This window comes from Erythrobacter rubeus, from assembly GCF_014705715.1.
Lineage (GTDB): Bacteria > Pseudomonadota > Alphaproteobacteria > Sphingomonadales > Sphingomonadaceae > Erythrobacter > Erythrobacter rubeus.
Genome location: NZ_JACXLC010000001.1, coordinates 2,993,525 through 3,012,964 on the forward strand (window position 1 = coordinate 2,993,525; position 19,440 = coordinate 3,012,964).

At 61.2% G+C, this 19,440-nt stretch carries 14 protein-coding genes; 11 read left to right on the forward strand and 3 right to left on the reverse strand.

Translation table 11 applies throughout. The annotated features are described in order from the left end of the window. Positions 1-3 precede the first annotated feature (3 nt). The 3 genes from IB285_RS14735 to IB285_RS14745 form a co-directional block, all read right to left on the reverse strand. Positions 4-5,421, reverse strand: a complete 5,418-nt coding sequence (locus tag IB285_RS14735; protein WP_190788870.1) for an OmpA family protein — start codon at positions 5,419-5,421, stop codon at positions 4-6. 975 nt (positions 5,422-6,396) lie between these two features. Then, complete coding sequence (locus IB285_RS14740; RefSeq protein WP_190788871.1) at positions 6,397-7,110, reverse strand: RES family NAD+ phosphorylase; 714 nt, start codon at positions 7,108-7,110, stop codon at positions 6,397-6,399. Next, positions 7,107-7,523, reverse strand: coding sequence for an MbcA/ParS/Xre antitoxin family protein (locus tag IB285_RS14745; RefSeq protein ID WP_190788872.1), 417 nt, complete (start codon positions 7,521-7,523; stop codon positions 7,107-7,109). Before IB285_RS14745 ends, IB285_RS14740 begins: the two co-directional genes overlap by 4 nt. A gap of 233 nt (positions 7,524-7,756) precedes the next feature. On the opposite strand from IB285_RS14745, the gene IB285_RS14750 reads away from it, so the two are divergent. From IB285_RS14750 to IB285_RS14800, 11 genes are all read left to right on the forward strand, one after another. Next, positions 7,757-9,790 carry a conjugal transfer protein TraG gene (locus tag IB285_RS14750; RefSeq protein ID WP_190788873.1) on the forward strand — a complete coding sequence of 678 codons (2,034 nt, stop codon included), beginning with the start codon at positions 7,757-7,759 and terminating at the stop codon, positions 9,788-9,790. Between the two features lie 8 nt (positions 9,791-9,798). Then, positions 9,799-10,215, forward strand: coding sequence for a ribbon-helix-helix domain-containing protein (locus IB285_RS14755; RefSeq protein WP_190788874.1), 417 nt, complete (start codon positions 9,799-9,801; stop codon positions 10,213-10,215). A 38-nt stretch (positions 10,216-10,253) separates the two neighbouring features. After that, positions 10,254-11,204: a P-type conjugative transfer ATPase TrbB gene (trbB, locus tag IB285_RS14760; protein WP_190789158.1), complete on the forward strand. Its 951-nt coding sequence runs from the start codon at positions 10,254-10,256 to the stop codon at positions 11,202-11,204. Positions 11,205-11,206: 2 nt separating this feature from the next. Beyond that, complete coding sequence (locus tag IB285_RS14765; RefSeq protein ID WP_190788875.1) at positions 11,207-11,539, forward strand: TrbC/VirB2 family protein; 333 nt, start codon at positions 11,207-11,209, stop codon at positions 11,537-11,539. Then, complete coding sequence (locus IB285_RS14770) at positions 11,539-11,805, forward strand: VirB3 family type IV secretion system protein (RefSeq protein ID WP_190788876.1); 267 nt, start codon at positions 11,539-11,541, stop codon at positions 11,803-11,805. The genes IB285_RS14765 and IB285_RS14770 overlap by 1 nt, the downstream gene beginning before the upstream one ends. Beyond that, the gene (gene trbE / locus IB285_RS14775; RefSeq protein WP_190788877.1) at positions 11,799-14,255 is read left to right on the forward strand and encodes a conjugal transfer protein TrbE; all 2,457 of its coding nucleotides are present in this window, start codon (positions 11,799-11,801) and stop codon (positions 14,253-14,255) included. Before IB285_RS14770 ends, trbE begins: the two co-directional genes overlap by 7 nt. Beyond that, positions 14,252-14,983 carry a P-type conjugative transfer protein TrbJ gene (gene trbJ / locus IB285_RS14780; protein WP_190788878.1) on the forward strand — a complete coding sequence of 244 codons (732 nt, stop codon included), beginning with the start codon at positions 14,252-14,254 and terminating at the stop codon, positions 14,981-14,983. Before trbE ends, trbJ begins: the two co-directional genes overlap by 4 nt. 144 nt (positions 14,984-15,127) lie before the next feature. Beyond that, a complete protein-coding gene (trbL, locus tag IB285_RS14785; protein WP_190788879.1) occupies positions 15,128-16,414 on the forward strand; it encodes a P-type conjugative transfer protein TrbL in 1,287 nt (428 codons plus the stop codon). Between the two features lie 3 nt (positions 16,415-16,417). Continuing rightward, entirely contained in the window at positions 16,418-17,236 is an 819-nt protein-coding gene (gene trbF, locus IB285_RS14790; RefSeq protein ID WP_190788880.1) for a conjugal transfer protein TrbF, read from the forward strand. Beyond that, positions 17,233-18,207 carry a P-type conjugative transfer protein TrbG gene (trbG, locus tag IB285_RS14795; RefSeq protein WP_190788881.1) on the forward strand — a complete coding sequence of 325 codons (975 nt, stop codon included), beginning with the start codon at positions 17,233-17,235 and terminating at the stop codon, positions 18,205-18,207. The genes trbF and trbG overlap by 4 nt, the downstream gene beginning before the upstream one ends. Then, the gene (locus IB285_RS14800; RefSeq protein WP_190788882.1) at positions 18,204-19,439 is read left to right on the forward strand and encodes a TrbI/VirB10 family protein; all 1,236 of its coding nucleotides are present in this window, start codon (positions 18,204-18,206) and stop codon (positions 19,437-19,439) included. Before trbG ends, IB285_RS14800 begins: the two co-directional genes overlap by 4 nt. Position 19,440 lies beyond the last annotated feature (1 nt).

Here is a 19,440-nt window from a genome sequence, read left to right on the forward strand (position 1 = left end):
AGCTTAGGATTTCTTGAAGCTGATCCCTTTATTCGTGAGAACAAACACACTGAGAATATCAGCGGATTTAACCTGCGCCTTGCCAAGCGCATCATCAGGCGAAACCCGAGCATCGAAGCGCAGCTCGCCATCTCTCAGCCCTATCACTTTGCGAATCTCATCGATCATTTTGCTCAGCGCCTGCACTGCTGGCGTAGTTGCGAATGACGTTGGAAGTAGAGATGCCAAGCGCTCGAGGGCCGACAGCAGGTTCTGTAAATCATCGATGGCCGAAAAGCCGACTAGGTCTAGCGTTTCAACCTGGCTGAAGCGCTCCCATTCCGCGATTCCGAATGGGTCGCCGGCTGTCGTGTACACGAGGCGACCCATACTATCGACGGAGAAGCCGCCACTTGCGGAAAGTACAGGGATTGGGGCGCCGGGCTGGTTCTGGCCACTGACGATAGCAAAGCCGCGGCCCGAGAAACGGCCCGAAATTTCGTCTGAGGGGTGATCGCGTAGCCAGACTTTTGCCGGCACCTCGATAACGCCCATCGCCGCGTCTCCGACCTGCCGGATGGCGGGAAGCACCGTATCCTGCAAGAGCTCCTTAAACTCTTCGAACAGGACATTCGAGACGGCGTTGCTGCCCGCCGCCTTACCGACAACCTCAATGATCTTGTCGATCACATCGAAAACCGAAGTGGCTTTCGAGATGTCTGGTGTACTGAACTTCATGACCCATTGATTGCCGGTCTTAGCCGCCGAACCTCCAGAAGGGCCCTCGTCTTCGTCCTTTTTCTTCGGGTCTGTGAAGGTATCGCCAGAGATGTTGAAGGTGATGTCGCCGATTTCGAAAAGCGGCCCATCTATGTTGATTTCAACCTTCGTTCCGTCGTTCCGGGTAATGTGCCGGTCGCCTTCAATCTTCTCGTCGCCGTAGAACACATCGCCGCCGTCAATGAAGAAGCGGTTATTACTGAACATGTCGCCGAGCCACAGGAACGGTCCGAAATACCAGAGTGTATCGCCATCATTATCGATCTTCTCGGGCAGCGGCTTTGGAGGCAAATCGTCCTTCAGGCGGACTACCACTGATCGTTCGACCGGGTCGTTTCGGTGGGTTTCGCCCGTGATGCGGCTCACTCGGCCATCATCGCCGAATTGGCTGCGCACCGTCGGCTTGCCTTCGCCGACCGCATCGACAATCTGCGGTCGTACCAGTCGTTTTGGACCAACCTTGGTCATCGCATCAAACAATTCATTTGCACGGCGCTTGGACAGGGCGAGATTGTCGTTATCCGTGCCACTGCGGCTAGCGTGCCCAGTCATACTCTCAAGGGTCGTGTGGTCGCTCATGCGCTGTGCGATGAACCGTAGCCCGCTCATATGGTCCGGATGCAGATCATCAGAGCCGACTGCGAAATTCAGAAAGAGGAATGTCCTGGGATCGAGCTCAATAAAGTAGATGCCAGCATCGGGATCAGGGGACCGCTTTTTCGGTTTCTTTGGCGAAGGCTCTTCCTTCTTCTTTGGATCCGGCTCGGGTGTCGGATCGGGCTTCTTTTCCTCCTTTTCCTTTTTCTCAGGCGTATCTGCCTTCCCAACGACAGTCTCGACCATGCGCTTTTTGAGCGAGTTTTTGATGTCATCAGGAAGATCGAGGCGATCGATCTGATCGGCAATTGCCTGCATGTTCGTCGAAACGTAGCGCTGCTGAACCGGTGAGATTCCGTCTGCACCCGGAAGCAGAAGCTCCTGCGCCTTATTGGCCATGGCCTGGGCGCCCTGAACGCCTTGCGTGTAAGCGGCCAGTGCGGCTTGCTGAGTCTGTGAAAGGCCTGCCGCATCGCGGAAGCTGTCGCTCTTCACGATGGCCTCGAGCATCGGGCCGAGCCCCGTAGGATCGGGCAAGCCCTCTGGCGTCTGCATTCCGATTAGAGCCGGATCGAAACCGCTCGCATTTAAGTCGAGAGACTGGCTACGAGACGCAAGCATGTCTCCCGAAATCGCGTCGGGCATCAGTGGAATTGGATGCTGTTCCCACTTCCAGTAGCGGGAATTGTCGATCTTTTCACAGGAATTGCAGTCACCCATGACCGCTTCCGCATGCACGCCGCCCGTCGGTAGGGAGACGCGTATGGGATCGACCGGGGTCGTCGGAGCGTATGCTGCAAGGAGGTCGATCGGTTCTGCGACGCCGCTCGTGTCTTCACCTTCCAGTTCAGGGAACAGGCTGCTCCCGCGACCGACCGGAAGGACCAGCATATTGCCGACCACACCGATCAACTCATTGTCGGTAACCTGGGCGATAGACTTTTCGCTCTTGGGCGCTCGAACGCCATCAAGCAGCATATAGCGCCGGGCCTTATCCATGCGTAGCCAGATCTGGCGATGGAACTGTTCAAGTTCTCTGTTGAGGTAAACGAACAGCCGACGCGCCCGTTTGAGATCACGTTCGAACAGATTCTCGAGTTCCCAGCGTGAGAGCGGCAGATCAATAAGAGCAAAATCGGCATTACCTCCCGCATCCGAAATGTCATCGTCGACCCGGCCGCTGAACAAGCGTCGGCGCCGATCGTCGGCGCGGACCATGACGGTCGCGGAACGCAAGAGAAGATTACTATATTCGGGGAAGAATCGCGCGGAATCTGGGCATTCGATCTTGAGAGATGCGAGAGACCTTCGGGTTATGCCGGACGGGCGGATGCGTACCTTGATGCGGAAGCTGCGATTGTTCCGCGGTGTGCCCAAGATTGTGACGTCGGGCGTACCCAAAGCCACACGGCGACCAGCCTCATTCATCGCTGTGACGGCCAATTTATTGTTGAGAACATCACGGATGAGATATGGAAAAGCTTCCGCGAATGCGCGGTCTGCGTCCCTACTATTGAGATCGTCGTTCAGCAGCGTGTTCTTGATCTTGTTTGGAACGGGGGCGGCTGTCAGAAAGTCCCAAGCCGCCTTACCGAGGGATTTCACTCCGTTAGAAACGCGCTCGACGAAGTTGTCGTTGTCCTCATTCTCACGCCGAGGTTCTGTCTCAAGCGCTGTTCGGATCAGCTCTTGCGTTGTCCGCGGTCGAACAAGTCGAGCCTCGATAGAAAGGGTCAGCTCGATCCGGTCGACTTCTGCATCGGCTCGCGACCTACCCAGCTCTTCCGGCTCGACGTCAGGCCAATACTCATCGAGCCGCTCCAGTGCGTCCAGCCCGCGACGTTCGCGGAACGGCAGTATCTGCCGAATTTCCTCGCGCCAGCGCAGGATTTTGTCGGGAGTGAAGTCGGACATTTTCAAAGGGACGAAAACGCATTCCTGCACATCTGCCAGCCTGGTCCGCACGAGGAAGTGGCGCAGCACCTCGAAATGATGGATATTTAGGCTGTGACAATGATTGTAATTGGCAATGACCTCCGTGGTCGCGCCGGCGACTTCGTCTTGATCAGTAACGACGACGGTCGAGGCATTGCGCTGACGCACCGAGCCTGCTGACTGACGAGTAGCGTCTGAGACGTTTTGAAGTGTGTTCGCTCCGATCTTTCGATTGCCGTATTGAACTGATCCGGCACCGGACACCCCGATTCCGGAAACCGCCCCTATGAAGCCGAGAGCCGGTCCGACCGGGCCCGCGAGGCCTCCTGCCACCCCTTTCCCGGCTGTGCCTGCAGCAGATGCTCCTGCATTGAACTGGGTCACCACACCATTGATGGCTTCGCTAACCGAGCGATTTCGCTCCAACTCTGCTGACAGACGTTCGGATTGTGCGACGTCCTCGTCGCGTTCTCCGGCCTCTGATCTGGTCCAGTCTACGATTGCAATCCGTTTCGCTTGGCCCGGTGCAAGCGGAGTCGTGTGCAGGAGAGCGCCAAGCGAGTAGCCGTCGGTTACCCATTCCTGTTTGATGCGTAGAAGGTGCCCGCGTGCTGCTGTCACGGCTTGGGCAGTTGTCGGCTCATCGTCCCAGTCGAGCTGGAAGTCTTTGCTAAGCGGCGGACGGCTGGCAATCGACAGATCGCGCCGGAGTTTATCCTTTGTGGAAAGGTCGCCCTGTTTCTCTGCCTTCTTGCCGTAGTATGACCAGAAATGACCCTTCTTGTAGACGGCGGCGATCGCCTTTTTCTCGACCATTGCGACGCTGGCTATCAGCTTCTCGTGATCGACTGAAAGTATAGATGCGCGGCCAGCGGGTTCGCTGCCACCCTCCTCCGAGATCATCCGCATCATCATCATTTGCTGTTGCGGCGCGATCGTTTCGCGGATGTTAGCAATGAACTCGTCTGCAAGATCCTCAGGTTGGCGCAGGATCAGTGGCTCCACGACAGGCTGATCCAGGCGTACAGCAAGCGTGTATTCCTGCTCATTTACAACGACGTTATTGGCGCGGAATTTCGGGCAGTCGGTTCCAGCCAGACTATCGCCCGCGCCGCCTTCGCTCTCGCGGGCTGCTGCGGCAAACCCGCTACTGTCCGTCTCTTCGTCGCACCCGCAGTCCTTTTCCTTGGTGGCACCTGAGGGGATGTCGGTCGAAGGGGTCGAGCCAGTTACATCTGTGCCGCTTTCGACCTTAGGTGGCGGAGCTACCGTCAGCACGAGATTTAGACGTTCTGGAAAGCGGCCGTCCTTCTCGAGAGCCACGATCATCTCGTCCGCTTCAGGATGGGCGAGGCGCGCCTTGGCGCGCACGAATAGCTGCTTTGGGAAAGGAAAATCGAACCGGCCATCGCGCTTTGGACGAACGACCGCAATTGGCCGCATCCCGATGTGGTCCGCGCCAGCTTCGTTAGGTAGGCCGAAAAAGACAAGCTCATGCGCGGATAAATCGAGCTTACTTCCTGTGGCGTTGATTAACTGCCCGATGCAAGTAGCCGGAAACCGCACGGCTGGGTTGCGGATCACCGCGTTGATTGTTGCCGGCGGCTTCGGAAGCTTGGGGAGCTTGACCGTTAGCCGACCGAGATTGCGGCCTTTCGCAGACTTCTCGACAGCCACCTTTCCATCTGGTTCGCGGACGACGAGCTTGACGTCGCGGTCGAAATAAATCTCAGGAAACGGAACAACGTATTCGCCGTCCCGAAAGGCTGCAGGGATCGAGATCGGCAACTCGTCTCGCGCAGCAACGACCGTCGCGAATGCAGGGTAAAGCTCGCCAAACCCCTCGGCGGAAATCGTCATCTCAGTGACGGCAACATCGGAGACATCGAGTTCAGCCCGAGCCGGTCGGGCATGGCCTATAGGGGCAGAGGGTGGCACCATTGGGTCCCCGTCTGCCAAGTCTATCAGGTCGACCACGTCGTCTACCTGCACCTCAGGAACGATACGATTGACCATATCGAGCTCAACGATCGGACCAACTGTTTCGCGATGAAAGACGACCCGCTCTGCCTGCTCGTCGCTTATTCTGAGAAAGTTCGCGATCTCTTCTCGTGACGCCGAGTTGATCAATAGTCGCCGCAAAGCCTCACCCCCTCAATAAGCTCATGCTCAAGAGACGGTATGGATATTTCAAATTCTATCAGAGTCAACACTCTGATTTTACGTACTTTTCCTAACTTTTCGACTAACTCCATCTAACCTCGTTAGATTAGAGCAGACATCTTTGCTTGCTGCATTTGGTCGCGCATTGGTCTGGTCGTGATTGCAGGAGCGATCCGGACCTAACGAAATAATGCAGCCCTAAATCGAAGAGATTGTTGATCGGAAGTGCTCGTGAGCAGCCAAAAAAAAGCCCTGTCCGAAGACAGAGCCTCTAGGTTAAGGGCCGATGCATCAGCCCTTCGGGTCGCGAGGAGTCGTATAAAGATGGAAATTGTTGCGGCAAGTCAGTTAACCATGACTGTTTTCGCTCGATGGCGGGCGATGACCGCGCCCCATCCGATTATGATCACCTGCGCTTGAACCAAGGCGTCGAGGTTCGCTCGATCGACAGCTCTGCTGCCCAAGGCTTGCACAGCGCCAAGGCTTCCTCAGGGTCGCCATCAGTCCACTTGCCGTAGTCACCCGGGCCAAGCAACACTGGCATGCGCTTGCACGGTCGGGTTTGCATCACTTTCCGCACCGCCGCAGGCAGAAACCAGAAATGGAATCACGATTACTAGTTCGTGTTTTGAATACATTCTGACCCTCCAGGATTTGCGACTGAGGCCACTTCGATCAGTCACATTTGGCGGCAGAAATATGGTTTTGCGGAATAGTCGACAGCCATGTTTATGGTTGTCGAGGCGCGAGAGGGTTATGTGTGTGCGATAGTTCGAGACGTTCGCTTCGCCCAATACTGAGCTCGGACCGGGCATTATGCGCCGATCAGCGCGAATGCGATCAGGATCAAGGTCCGCTTCGTCTCCTGTTATATGGAAAGCAGACAGTCCACTTTCGGCCCACAAAAGGCAGCGCATTGTTTGTTTTTTGACCCTCACACATTCATACAATCCGAAACACGTCTCCACTCCCGCTATCGCGGTAGAGATCGACGCGTTCGCCATTCCAGTGGTAGTCGAGATGTCGGCCTTGTCGGGCATTCATGGCAAGGTCAGGATAGAACAGGCCCACGCACTCTCCACCATCATGGCGAACGCTTGGGTAGACGATCCCCTCCGAGCCCGATGCACGCAGCTCTAGTCCCAGGGTCTGGCTCGCCGAATAATCGTCGGGCGCAAGCAATGCGGCATAGGCTTCACCGCCTGCCATTAAATCACGCACATTCGCATCGATATCGAGCAGGATCTCGCGAAACTGCGAAGTCCAACCGGGAGCCTCGGCGGTGCGCGCCATAAAGCGTGCATGGTGATGGATGGTTTCGAGAAGCGCGGTCTCGAATTCACGCCCAGCATAGAGCACCCCGAAGCTACCATCGCTGAACCGGGTCGGGCGATCGAGGCTGACATGGGTGAAGGGCGCCATGAGATAGGTCGCGCCCTGGCCACCGACCCTCCGCTCCGGCGGCACAAGATCGAGATTGCCGATGTTCTCAACAAGGCGCGGGTTGGTTTTCTGCTCAGCCGAGATCAGCAGCGGCCAATCGGCCGGATCGGCGATATCTTCGAACAGATCGATTGGGGGATGAATCGAGCGAATGATCCGGACTGCCCCAGGCCATTCGATATACGATTTAGGGATGTCTGCGATATCGGTCACCACCCACCACGCTCGGCATCGAGATAGCGCCGCACGCGCATAAGATCGGTGAGCTCGCCGCCGAGCATGATGTCGAGGGCGGGGCGTCCCTGAAACGCGTCGTTGGGAGCCTGGACCCAGGCATAGCTGCGCTGGGTCTCGCGGAACATGTAGCGCAGCGCCTTATGAATACCCATGAGATTGGAGAGCCGCGCTTTCGTATCGCGATCGATCCGTCCCGGTTCGCCATCGGCCTTCCAGCGACGGTAGGATCGCACCGGTACATCGAGCAGGATCGAGGCCTGTTCATCGCTCACGCCCCATTTGCCGAACAGGTTCACTACGGCGCGGAACATAGCAGCCGCCTCCTCATCGGTAATTGGTACCGGGCGAAAGTCGCGGACGGCGGTGTCGACGGGCTGAATGGCGGTCATTTCTTTGCTCCTATATGGCATCATATAGGATATCTCATGCCAAATGGCAATATCTGGCATATTCGAGACAAGTTTACCGTAGGGCATGGCCGATAGATGGTGCATTCGAAGGGCACCGTCAGCATTCCCTGCGCGACCCGCGGCAGTTAGGCGGCTGCGTTCGGTGAACGCGCGCTACGCGCGAGCACCTTCAACGGCGATCCTCTCGGTACTGGGATTCCCGGGAGCGAGACATGACCCCCACAAAGCTGCTGATCGGTCAGATTCTGATCGTTTTCGCGATCGTGATCGCGGGCGTGTGGGCAGCGACCCAATGGGCCGCAGCTCAGCTCGGCTATCAGCCGCAGCTGGGAAGCCCGTGGTTCATCGCCTTCGATGTGCCGTTCTATGAGCCTTGGGCCATCTTTCCGTGGTGGTATCACTACGAAGCCTACGCGCGGCCCGTATTCAACACAGCCGGCCTGCTGGCCGGCGCCAGCGGCTTTCTCGGATGCGCGGCGGCTGTTGCCGGGTCGATCTGGCGCGCGCGTCAATCGAGCAATGTCACCACCTATGGTTCGGCGCGCTGGGCTACGAACCGAGAAATTGCCCGAGCGGGCCTGCTCAATGATACCGGCGTGTTCCTGGGCCGCCATGACGGCCGCTATCTGTGCCATGATGGCCCCGAACATGTCATGGCGTTCGCGCCGACCCGTAGCGGCAAGGGGGTCGGGCTGGTAGTCCCGACGCTGCTCGGCTGGACCGGCTCGGCTGTCATTCACGATATCAAAGGCGAAAACTGGGAGCTGACCGCCGGTTGGCGCGCGCGTTTTTCGCATTGCCTGCTGTTCAACCCCACCGATCCGCGCTCGGCAAAATACAATCCCCTCCTCGAAGTGCGCCGGGGGCCGCAAGAAGTGCGCGACGTCCAGAACATTGCCGATATCCTGGTCGATCCCGAAGGCGCTCTTGAACGGCGAAACCATTGGGAGAAGACTGCACACGCGCTGCTGGTCGGCGCAATCCTGCATGTCCTCTATGCCGAGGAAGAAAAGACGCTTGCGCGCGTCGCCACCATCCTCTCCGATCCGCAGCGCAGTTTCGCTGCGACGCTCAGGCGAATGATAGCCACCAACCATCTGGGTAGCGAAGAAGCGCCAACACCCCATACGGTGGTCGCCTCGGCCGCGCGCGAGCTCTTGAACAAGTCGGAGAACGAGCGCTCGGGTGTGCTCTCGACCGCGATGTCGTTCCTCGCACTCTATCGCGATCCCACCGTCGCCGCAGTCACAAGTGCGTGCGATTGGCGGATTGCCGATCTGGTCGAAAGCGAAACTCCGGTCTCTCTCTATCTGGTGATCCCGCCCTCGGACATCAGCCGCACCAAGCCGCTCGTACGTCTGGTGCTCAATCAAATTGGTCGCCGGCTCACCGAAAAGCTCGAGGACGAACGGCGCAAACAGCAATTGCTGTTGATGCTCGATGAATTCCCAGCGCTTGGCCGCCTAGACTTCTTCGAGACTGCGCTGGCCTTCATGGCGGGCTACGGCATCCGCGCATTCCTGATCGCCCAGAGCCTCAACCAGATCGAGAAGGCTTACGGCGAGCACAACGCCATCCTCGACAATTGTCATGTGCGCGTGGCTTTCGCGACCAATGACGAGCGCACTGCCAAGCGCATATCGGATGCGCTCGGCACGGCGACCGAGCAGCGCGCGATGCGCAATTATGCCGGGCACCGGCTCGCGCCCTGGCTCGCCCATGTCATGGTCAGCCGCCAGGAAACCGCACGGCAGTTGCTGACCACGGGCGAAGTGATGCAGCTTCCGGCAGATGAGGAGCTGGTGATGGTCGCCGGGACGCCGCCGATCCGTGCGCAAAAGCTGCGCTATTATGAAGATCATAACTTCCAGAGCCGAACCGTCTCCCCTCCAGACCTGCTCCAGGACTGCTCCAGGACAACTCCAGCAGAGTACCTCGATCGGCCCGCCCCGCGACCGAACGAGTGGGACGGCATAAGCGCCGCACCCGATATGCGGCTGGCTGGCAAACGCGATGGCGATGTCGATGGCGAAGCCGACGAAGGCGGGCTCCAGCAACAGCGCCATCCTGGCATTGGCGAAGAGACCAAAGCGCCCGAGGTTGAACCGGTAGAGGTCGATCCGCTCGGGCTCGACGAGGAATCCGATCCGGCGAGTGATGCGGGCGCCATGAACCATGCTCGCACGGTCATCCGCGCCCATACGATCAACGAGGCGGCGGCGCGCGATCCGCTGCCGAATTTTTGAGGCCGGACATGACCAACAAAGTCCGCCATCAACTCTTTTTGCCCGCCGATCTTTCCGAACGGCTCGAGAAGCTCGCCGCCAAGCCCGGCGCGTCCAAATCCTCGATCCTCGCCGATGCGTTGACCGCTTGGCTCAATCGGCAGGCGGCAAGCGAATTGGAGGCCAAATTCGCACACCGGCTCGACCGCATGACGCTGGCGCTCGGGCGGATCGAGCGCGATGGTCATGTGCTCTTGGAATCCCTCGCGCTGTTCATTCGCTACGAACTCGCGGTCACGCCACCGCTTGCGGAGAACGACAAAGCCGGGCGCGCCCAGGCGCGGGCGCGGTTCGAAGCTTTTGTCGCGCGTGTCGGCGAGGCGCTGGCGAGCGGCGAACGTCATCTGGCGCCGCCAACCCTGTGCAATGCCGGAGACGCCTCGTGAGCGCCGAAGAAAAGCTCTCCGACGCACGCAGGCGCGCGATGCTCCGCACCGCAATGGGCCCGACCATCGCTGGCGCGCTGGCCGATCCGGCGGTGATCGAGATCATGGTCAATCCCGACGGCGCGCTCAGGCTCGACATATTGGGCGAAGGTCGGATCGAAACCGATACGATCTACGATTCCGGCCAAACCGAACGCATCATCCGGATTGTCGCATCTCACGCGCATGGCGAAGTCCATGCTGGAGCGCCAATCGTTTCGGCTGAACTGCCGCCGCATGGCGAGGGAGCGGGCGAGCGGTTCGAAGGCGTGCTACCGCCGGTGAGTGAAGGCCCGTGTTTCGCGATCCGCAAGCCTGCGGCGAGGATCTATACGCTCGATGATTACGTCGAGGCGGGTATCATGGACGAGCTTGCCGCTGCAGCCTTGCGCGCGGGCGTCCATAACCGGTGGAATATTCTGGTCGCGGGCGGCACTTCCTCGGGCAAGACGACGCTTGCTAACGCGCTGCTCGCCGAAATGGGAACACGCGACGAACGTGTGATCCTGATCGAGGATACGCGCGAGCTCCAATGCGCGGCGCCCGATACCGTAGCGCTGCGCACCCGTCCGGGCGCGGTATCCATCGCCGATCTCGTCCGCTCGACGCTGCGCTTGCGGCCGGACCGGATTATCGTCGGCGAAGTCCGGGGGCGCGAAGCGCTCGATATGCTCAAGGCTTGGAACACCGGCCATCCGGGCGGCATCGCCACGGTCCACGCCAACAGTGCGCTCTCGGCGCTCTACCGGCTCGAACAATTGGTCGAAGAAGCGGTGGCGAGCGTGCCCAAACGGCTCATCGCCGAAGCGATCGATGTGGTCGTCTTTATCGCGGGACGCGGCCTCGCGCGCCGGATCGAGACCATCGCGCGCGTCGCGAGCGTCCAGCCCGACGGCAGCTACGCGCTCACCGACATCACTGAAAACAAAACCCAGCCCCAAGGAGACTGACCATGCATGCACGCGCGCTTTCCCACCACAAGCCCACCCTCGCTGCCATCGCGATCGGGCTGGCGCTCACTACCGCGGCCGCGAGTGCCCAGGCCGCCGGCTCGGGCATGCCGTGGGAAGCGCCGCTCCAGGCAGTGCTCGAATCCGTCCAAGGTCCGGTCGCCAAGATCGTCGCGGTGATCATCATCATCGTCACTGGGCTGACCCTGGCATTCGGCGAGACCGCAGGCGGCTTTCGCCGACTGATCCAGATCATCTTCGGCCTGTCGATCGCTTTTGCCGCGTCGAGCTTTTTCTTGTCCTTCTTCAGCTTTGGCGGCGGGGCGCTGGTCTGATGTCGAGCTCCCACATCGAAGGCTTCGAAGCGCCGCTCCATCGCGCGCTGGTCGAGCCGATCCTCTTGGGCGGCGCGCCGCGCGCGATCGCGATCCTCAATGGCACGCTCGCTGCCGCGCTGGGGCTTGGCTTGCAGCAATGGATCGCAGGGCTGGTGGTCTGGGCCGTGGGTCATACGCTCGCCGTGTTCGCGGCCAAGCGCGATCCCGATTTCGCTTCCGTCCTCGCGCGCCATCTGCGTCAAAAGGGGTACTGGTCGTGCTAGCACTCCACGAATATCGCCGCCGCGCCGACCGGCTCGCCGATCACCTGCCCTGGGCGGCGCTGGTCGCGCCCGGTGTGGTGCTCAACAAGGATGGGAGCTTCCAGCGCAGCGCGCGCTTTCGCGGACCCGATCTGGAAAGCGCGACCGAGGCCGAACTTGTCGCCACCTGCGCGCGCGCCAACAATGTCCTGAAGCGTTTCGGATCAGGTTGGGCGCTCTTTATCGAAGCCGAACGGCGCGAGGCGCTGGGCTATCCGCAAACCAGCTTTCCCGAAGCTGCGTCCTGGCTGGTCGACGAGGAACGGCGCGCCGAGTTCGAAGCCGCCGATGCGCATTTCGAGAGCCGCTATTATCTGACGCTCGTCTATATGCCGCCCGCCGACCAGGCGGACCGCGCGGGCCGCGCGCTGATCGAGCGCAGCGACGATACCAAAGGCCGCGATTGGCGGCAGGCGCTTGCAAGCTTCGAGGCCGAGACGACCCGCGCCTTCGATCTCTTCGCCGGCTTTATGCCCGAACTCGCCGTACTCGATGATGAAGAGGTGCTGACCTATCTGCACGGCTGTGTTTCGACCGCGCGCCACCGCGTCGCGGTGCCCGAAATCCCGATGTATCTCGATGGGCTGCTGGCCGATACGCCCGTGACCGGCGGGCTCGAACCCAAGCTCGGCGATGAGCACTTGCGCACGCTCACCATACTGGGATTTCCCAATGTCAGCCGACCGGCGATCTTGGATGCGCTCAATGCGCAAGGCTTCGCCTATCGCTGGATGACGCGCTTTATTGCGCTCGACCGCGCCGACGCGAACAAGGCGCTCACCAAGCTGCGCCGTCAATGGTTCAACAAGCGCAAGTCGGTGACTGCGCTGCTGCGCGAGGTCGTCACCAATCAGCCGGTGATGCTGCATGACAGCGATGCCGACAACAAGACCGAAGATGTCGATCTCGCGCTGCAAGAACTCGGTGCCGACATGGTCGGGTTCGGCTACCTCACCACCACGATCACCGTCGCCGACAAGGACCGGTCGCAGGTCGAGGAAAAGCTCCGCGCGGTCGAGCGGATCGTCAATGGCTTGGGCTTCACTTGCCTGCGTGAAGGCGTGAATGCGGTCGAAGCCTGGCTCTCCTCGCTCCCCGGCCATCTCTACGCCAATATCCGTCAGCCGCTCGTCCATACGCTGAACCTTGCGCATCTGATGCCGCTTTCCTCGGTCTGGGCTGGGCCTACCAAGAACAAACACCTCGAAGCTCCGCCGCTGCTTCATGCGCTCACCTCGGGCTCGACGCCGTTTCGCCTCTCAACCCATGTCGGCGATGTCGGCCATATGCTGGTGGTCGGCCCGACCGGTGCGGGCAAATCGGTGCTGCTGGCGCTGCTCGCATTGCAGTTCAGGCGTTACACGAATTCGCAGGTCATCCTGTTCGACAAGGGATTTTCGGCACGCGCGGCGGTCTTGGCGACGGGCGGCGCGCATCATGCGCTCGGCCTGGGCGGCGAGGGCGAAAACTCTCAAATCGCTTTCCAGCCTTTGCGCGACATCGAAAGCGCCGAGATCCGCGCCTGGGCCGCCGAATGGGTCGGCGCGCTGCTCGCCCACGAAAACGTGCCTGTAACCCCCGAGGTGAAGGACACGCTGTGGTCGGCGCTTTCCAGCCTTGCCACCGCGCCGATCGAAGAGCGCACGCTGACAGGCCTTTCACTGCTGCTGCAATTCTTCGCGCTAAGGCAAGCGCTCCAGCCCTATACACTCGAAGGGCCGTATGGCCGTCTGCTCGATGCGGCCGAGGACGATCTTGGCTTTGCTGATGTCCAATGTTTCGAGACCGAGGCTTTGATGGGCCAGGCGGGCGTCGTCGCGCCGGTGCTGACCTATCTCTTCCACCGGCTGGAAGAGCGCTTCACTGGACGGCCGACCTTGCTGATCCTCGACGAGGCCTGGATCTTCCTTGACCATCCGCTGTTCGCCGCGCGCATCCGCGAATGGCTCAAAGTGCTGCGCAAAAAGAATGTCGCGGTGGTGTTCGCGACGCAGAGTCTCGCTGATATCTCCGAGAGCGCGATTGCACCTGCGATCATCGAAAGCTGCCCGCAGCGGATCCTGCTTCCCAATGACCGGGCGATCGAGCCACAGGCGCGCGCCGCCTATGAGCGCTTCGGTCTCAATGAGGCGCAGGTGGCCTTGGTCGCTCAGGCGACACCCAAACAACATTACTATCTTCAATCCGCGCGCGGCAATCGGCTGTTCGAGCTCGGGCTTGGCCCAGTCGCGCTGGCGCTATGCGGTGCGTCCGATCCCGAAAGCCAGAAGCGGATCGATGCAATCCTCGCCGAGCATGGCGCGGATGATTTCGCAGCCCATTTCCTCGCGTCCACCGGCCTCGACTGGGCCGCCGATCTGCTCTCCGATTTTTCTGTTCCCCCACCGCCTGACAAAGGAACCTCCCCATGAAGAAACTACTTATCGCCTCGCTTGTCGGCATTGCCGTCCTCGGCTCGGGAAGCGCAGCGCTCTTGCTGCCCGCTGCACCGGCGCGGGCAATCCCGGTGTTCGACGCCAAGAATTACGCGCAGAACCTTCTCACCGCAGCGCGCACACTTCAGCAGATCAACCAGCAGATCGAGCAATTGCAGAACGAAGCTCAGATGCTCGCCAACCAGGCGCGCAATCTGACGCAAATCGATTTTCCCGAGCTCGACAGACTGCGCGCAAAACTGCAGGAGATCGACCGGCTCATGGGCCAGGCCCAGGGCATCGATTTCCGGCTCGATACGCTCGACCAGCGCTTCCGCCAGCTCTTTCCCGCGCAATTCAACGCGATGACGCAGGATCAACAAGTCGTCGAAGCACGCGAGCGGCTCGATGCGTCTATGGACGGGTTCCGCCAGGCAATGGGCGTGCAGTCGCAGATTGTCGCCAATGTCCAGGAAGACGCGCAGGCTTTGGATGCAATCATCCGAAGGAGCCAGGGTGCCGAGGGCAGTCTGCAGGCGCAACAGGCCACCAACCAGCTCTTGGCGCTGACCGCCAAACAGCAATTCCAGCTCCAGCAATTGATGGCCGCGCAGTTCCGCAGCGAAGCGGTCGAATCCGCGCGGCGCGTTCAGGAAAGCCAGGAAGCGCGCGCCGCAACCAAGAGGTTCCTTGGCGAGGGCAGAGCCTACACGCCGCGCAACTGATGCTGCCGCGTCTTTGAGGTGGCGCGCGCCTCACTCTCCATAGGTGCGCGCAGTCTCGCCGCGGGGCTCGGCAGTCCCCCCGCGCCCCCAACCGGTCGGGCCTCGCGGCACCATTTTCTCTGGTTAGAGCAAAGGATCATTCCATTGAACGATCTCAATATCATCGACCGCTTCATGGAAGCCTTTATTCGCTATATCGACAGCGGGTTCGGGCTGCTGGGCGGCGATGTCGCTTTTCTCACCACCATCCTGATCGGGATCGATATCACGCTTGCCGGGCTGTTCTGGGCGATGGGCGGCGAGCAGGATGTGCTCGGCCGGTTCCTCAAGAAAATCCTCTATGTCGGCGCCTTCGCGCTGATCCTCAACAATTTCAGCACGCTCGCCGATATCATATTCCGTTCTTTCGCCGGGCTTGGCCTGGTCGCCGGCGGCGGCACGCTCTCGGCAGGCGATCTGCTCAAGCCCGGTCGGCTTGCCGGCACCGGCTTCGAGGCCGCCTGGCCCTTGCTCGATCAGACGAGCGAAATGCTCGGCTTTGCCACCTTCTTCGACAATTTCCTCACCATCATGGTGCTGCTGATCGCCTGGGTGGTCGTGATCCTCGCTTTCTTCATCCTTGCGGTTCAGCTCTTCATCACGATCATCGAGTTCAAGCTCACGACGCTCGCCGGCTTCGTGCTGGTGCCCTTCGCGCTGTGGAACCGCACCAGCTTTCTCGCCGAGCGCGTGCTCGGCAATGTCGTTGCCTCAGGCATCAAGGTCATGGTGCTTGCGGTGATCGTCGGGATCGGTTCGGGCTTTTTCGCCGAGTTCATCTCAGCGCTCCAGGGTCAGGAGCCCGATATCGGTCAGGCCATGTCGCTGGTGCTCGCTTCGCTTGCGCTTTTCGGTCTCGGCATCTTCGGTCCCGGCATCGCGTCCGGCCTTGTCGCAGGAGCGCCCCAGCTGGGTGCGGGCGCGGCTATTGGCACCGCGATCGGCGCAGGCGCGGCCTTGGCGGTCGGCGGTGGTGCAGCCGTCGCAGCGACCCGAATGGCGGCGGGTGCCGGTCTTGGCGCAATGCGCGCTGGGACCGCGATGGGCTCGGCGGCGTCGACTGCCGCCAAGCTCGGGCGCGAGACCGGCGGATCGAGCCTCGGCGGCATGGCGACGGTTGCCAAGGGCGCTATGGCGCAGGGGATCGAGAACAGACTTGGTCTGAAGGCTGCCGCCTCGCGCGGGCGGCATGCGGCTTGGGCCGCCGGCACACCAGGTGCCGGATCGGCGGCGGCCTCAAGTGCGAGCGGGGGTAACGCTCCCCCTGCCTGGGCGCGTCAGCTACGCTCCGAACAGACCTCGCGCCATCGCCGGCAGGTTGCCGTGCAAGCCATGCGCGACGGCGATCGTGGTGGTGCTTCCGCCGCTCCCGATATCAGCGAGAAGGATTGAAATATGCGATTCAAGCGCGCGCTCCAGCGCTATGGCCAGACCCCCAAACCCGAGACGCCCTATCAGAAGGCCGGTCAGCTGTGGGACGAACGTATCGGATCGGCGCGTGTTCAGGCGCGCAACTGGCGGCTGATGGCGTTTGGCGGGCTGTTCCTAACCGCCGGGCTGGCAAGCACGCTGGTCTGGCTATCGCTGCAAAGCCGCGTCACGCCCTATGTGGTCGAGGTCGATCGTCTGGGCGAAGCGAGGGCGGTTGTTTCCGCCGAAACCGAATATGAACCGACCGATCCGCAGATCGCCTGGCATCTGGCGAATTTCATCAAGAATGTCCGCTCGGTCTCGCTCGATCCAGTGCTGATGCGCGCGGCCTGGCTCGAAGCCTATGATTTTGCGACGCGGCGCGCATCGACCTTTCTGGATGAATATGCCCGCCGCGCCGATCCTTTTGCTGAGGTCGGTGAGCGGACCGTCGCGGTCCAGGTCACGAGCGTTGTGCGGGCTTCCGACGAGAGTTTTCAGGTTAAGTGGACCGAGCAAGTCTATGAGCGCGGTAGCCTCGCCGACACATCGCGTTGGACCGCGATACTGACCGTGCGCCGTCAGCCGCCGCGCGATGCAGAGATGCTCCGCAAAAATCCGCTCGGCCTCTATGTCGAAGCGATCGACTGGAGCCGCGAACTCGAGACTGCGGCCACGGCGTCGCAGACGCCAGTCTCATTGCCTTCAGCAAGCGAGGCCATGCCGCTCGCCAATATCCCGCGCGGCTCGCCGATCGATCCCAATCTCGCCACCGACAATCCGCCCGAGGAGATTCAGCCATGATCCGCATGCTCCCTTCGCTTTGCCCGCTCGCGCTCGGCGCTTGCGCCGGACAGGTTGAGCCACCCGCCATAGTGTCCGCACCGCCGGAAGAGTTTCGCCTAGCTATACGTGAAACTGAACCACCATCGCCGATCCAGCTCGTCGAAACTCCGGTTCCCACGCCGGTTGCGATGATCGAACCGCCGCGCGAAGACCTGTCCCGCCCCGTTGATGGTCCGCCGCGTGCTCAGGTCGAGGCCGCCAATCGCGACGCGCTGCGCGAGCCGACCGGCGACGGCTATCGCCGTTCCGTCCAGATCTATCCCTATGCCGAGGGCGCGCTCTATCGGCTCTACGCCGCCCCCGAGCGCGTTACCGATATCATGCTTCAGCCCGGCGAACGTGTCACCTCGGTTGCCGCCGGCGACACGGTGCGCTGGACGGTCGGCGATACCGCGAGCGGATCGGGCGAGACGCGCCGCGTCCATATCCTGGTCAAGCCGTTTGCGCCGGGCCTTGCTACCAATCTCGTCATCACCACCGATCGCCGAGCCTATCATCTGCAATTGCAAAGCACCGAGACGACCGCAATGGCGGCCATCCGCTGGACCTATCCGCAGGATGAGCTGATAACCTTGCGGCGTGCCGCCGCCGAGGCCGAGCGCGTCGCTCCGATAGCAAGCGGGCTGGCGATCGATCAGCTCGATTTCGACTACACGATCGAAGGCGATGATCCCTCTTGGCGACCCCTGCGCGCCTTCGATGATGGGCGGCGAGTGTTTGTCGAATTCCCGGCCAGCATTGCGACAGGCGAAGCGCCGCCGCTCTTCGTGCTCGGGACCGAAGGCGATGCTGAGCTCGTCAATTACCGCGTGCGCGGGCGCTTCTATATCGTCGACCGACTGTTTGCCGCCGCCGAACTCAGGCTTGGAGGGCGCGATCAGAAGGTGGTGCGGATCGTCAAGCGCGACGCGCGGCGGAGGCGGCGATGAGCGATCCTGCCAAACCGCTTGCAGATGAAACGCTGGCTGATCGCGCCGAACCGACCGCGCCGCCCAAGGCCGATCCCGAAACGCTTGTGCTGCGCGCAAGTCCCGGTCGGATCGTGCGGTTCCGTCGCGGCGCGATAATCGCCATCGCCGCCTTTGGATCGATCGCAATTATCGGCGTCGCCTGGATGGCGTTGCAACCGGCTTCGCTGAGCGTGTTCGATGCAAAAGAAGACGTAGTGCTCTCGCCACCGCCCGATACGCTGGCCGATCTTCCGGCTGACTATGCCGACGTGCCGCAACTGGGGCCGCCGCTTCCTGGCGACCTTGGGAAGCCGATTCTAGACCGGCAGCGCGAGCTGGGATTGGCGCCCGAGGACGTCGATGCGGAAGCCGCGCGCGCGGCGCAGGAAGCCGAGGCAGAGCGCCAGCGCGTCGCCGCCGAAGCGCTCGCGGCGCGCGAATCCAGCGTGATGATGCCATTGGCGAGCGCATTGGGCGCAGCTGCCACGCCTCCCACCAACGCTGCCGCAATTGCCCCGCCTACTTCGACAGGTATCCCATCGACACAACCCGATCTCAACCCGCCAACGCGCCAAGAGGCGTTTCTAGCGAATGCCGATGATGAGCCCGATATCAGCACGCATAGGCTGTTACCGCCGGCTTCGCCTTACACGCTCGCCGCAGGCAGTGTGATCGCGGCGAGCTTGCTGACCGAGCTCAACTCTGATCTTCCGGGGTTCGTCACCGCCCAGGTAACGAGCCATGTCTATGACAGCGTGACCGGGCGCATCCTGCTCATTCCGCAAGGCTCGCGGCTGATCGGCCGTTATGACAGCCAGGTTGCGTTTGGGCAGGACCGCGCGCTGATCGCCTGGCAGCGGCTGATGCTGCCAGACGGTTCTTCGATCCGGCTCGACAATCTGCCTGCGACCGATGCGTCGGGCCAGGCAGGTCTTGCTGACCGGGTCGACAATTATGGCGGGCGGCTTGTCCGCGGCGTAGCGCTCTCGACCTTGCTCGGGGTCGGCACGCAAGTGACACTCGACGATGAAAGCGAACTGGTTCGCGCGCTGCGTGAATCCACCCAGCAGAACACCTCGCGCGCAGGCGAGCGGATCGTCGAACGCGAGCTCGATGTGGAGCCCACCATCACTGTACGTCCCGGATGGCCGCTGCGGATGATCGTCCATCGCGATCTCGTACTGCAGCCCTGGCAGGCCTGGGGAGGCTGAG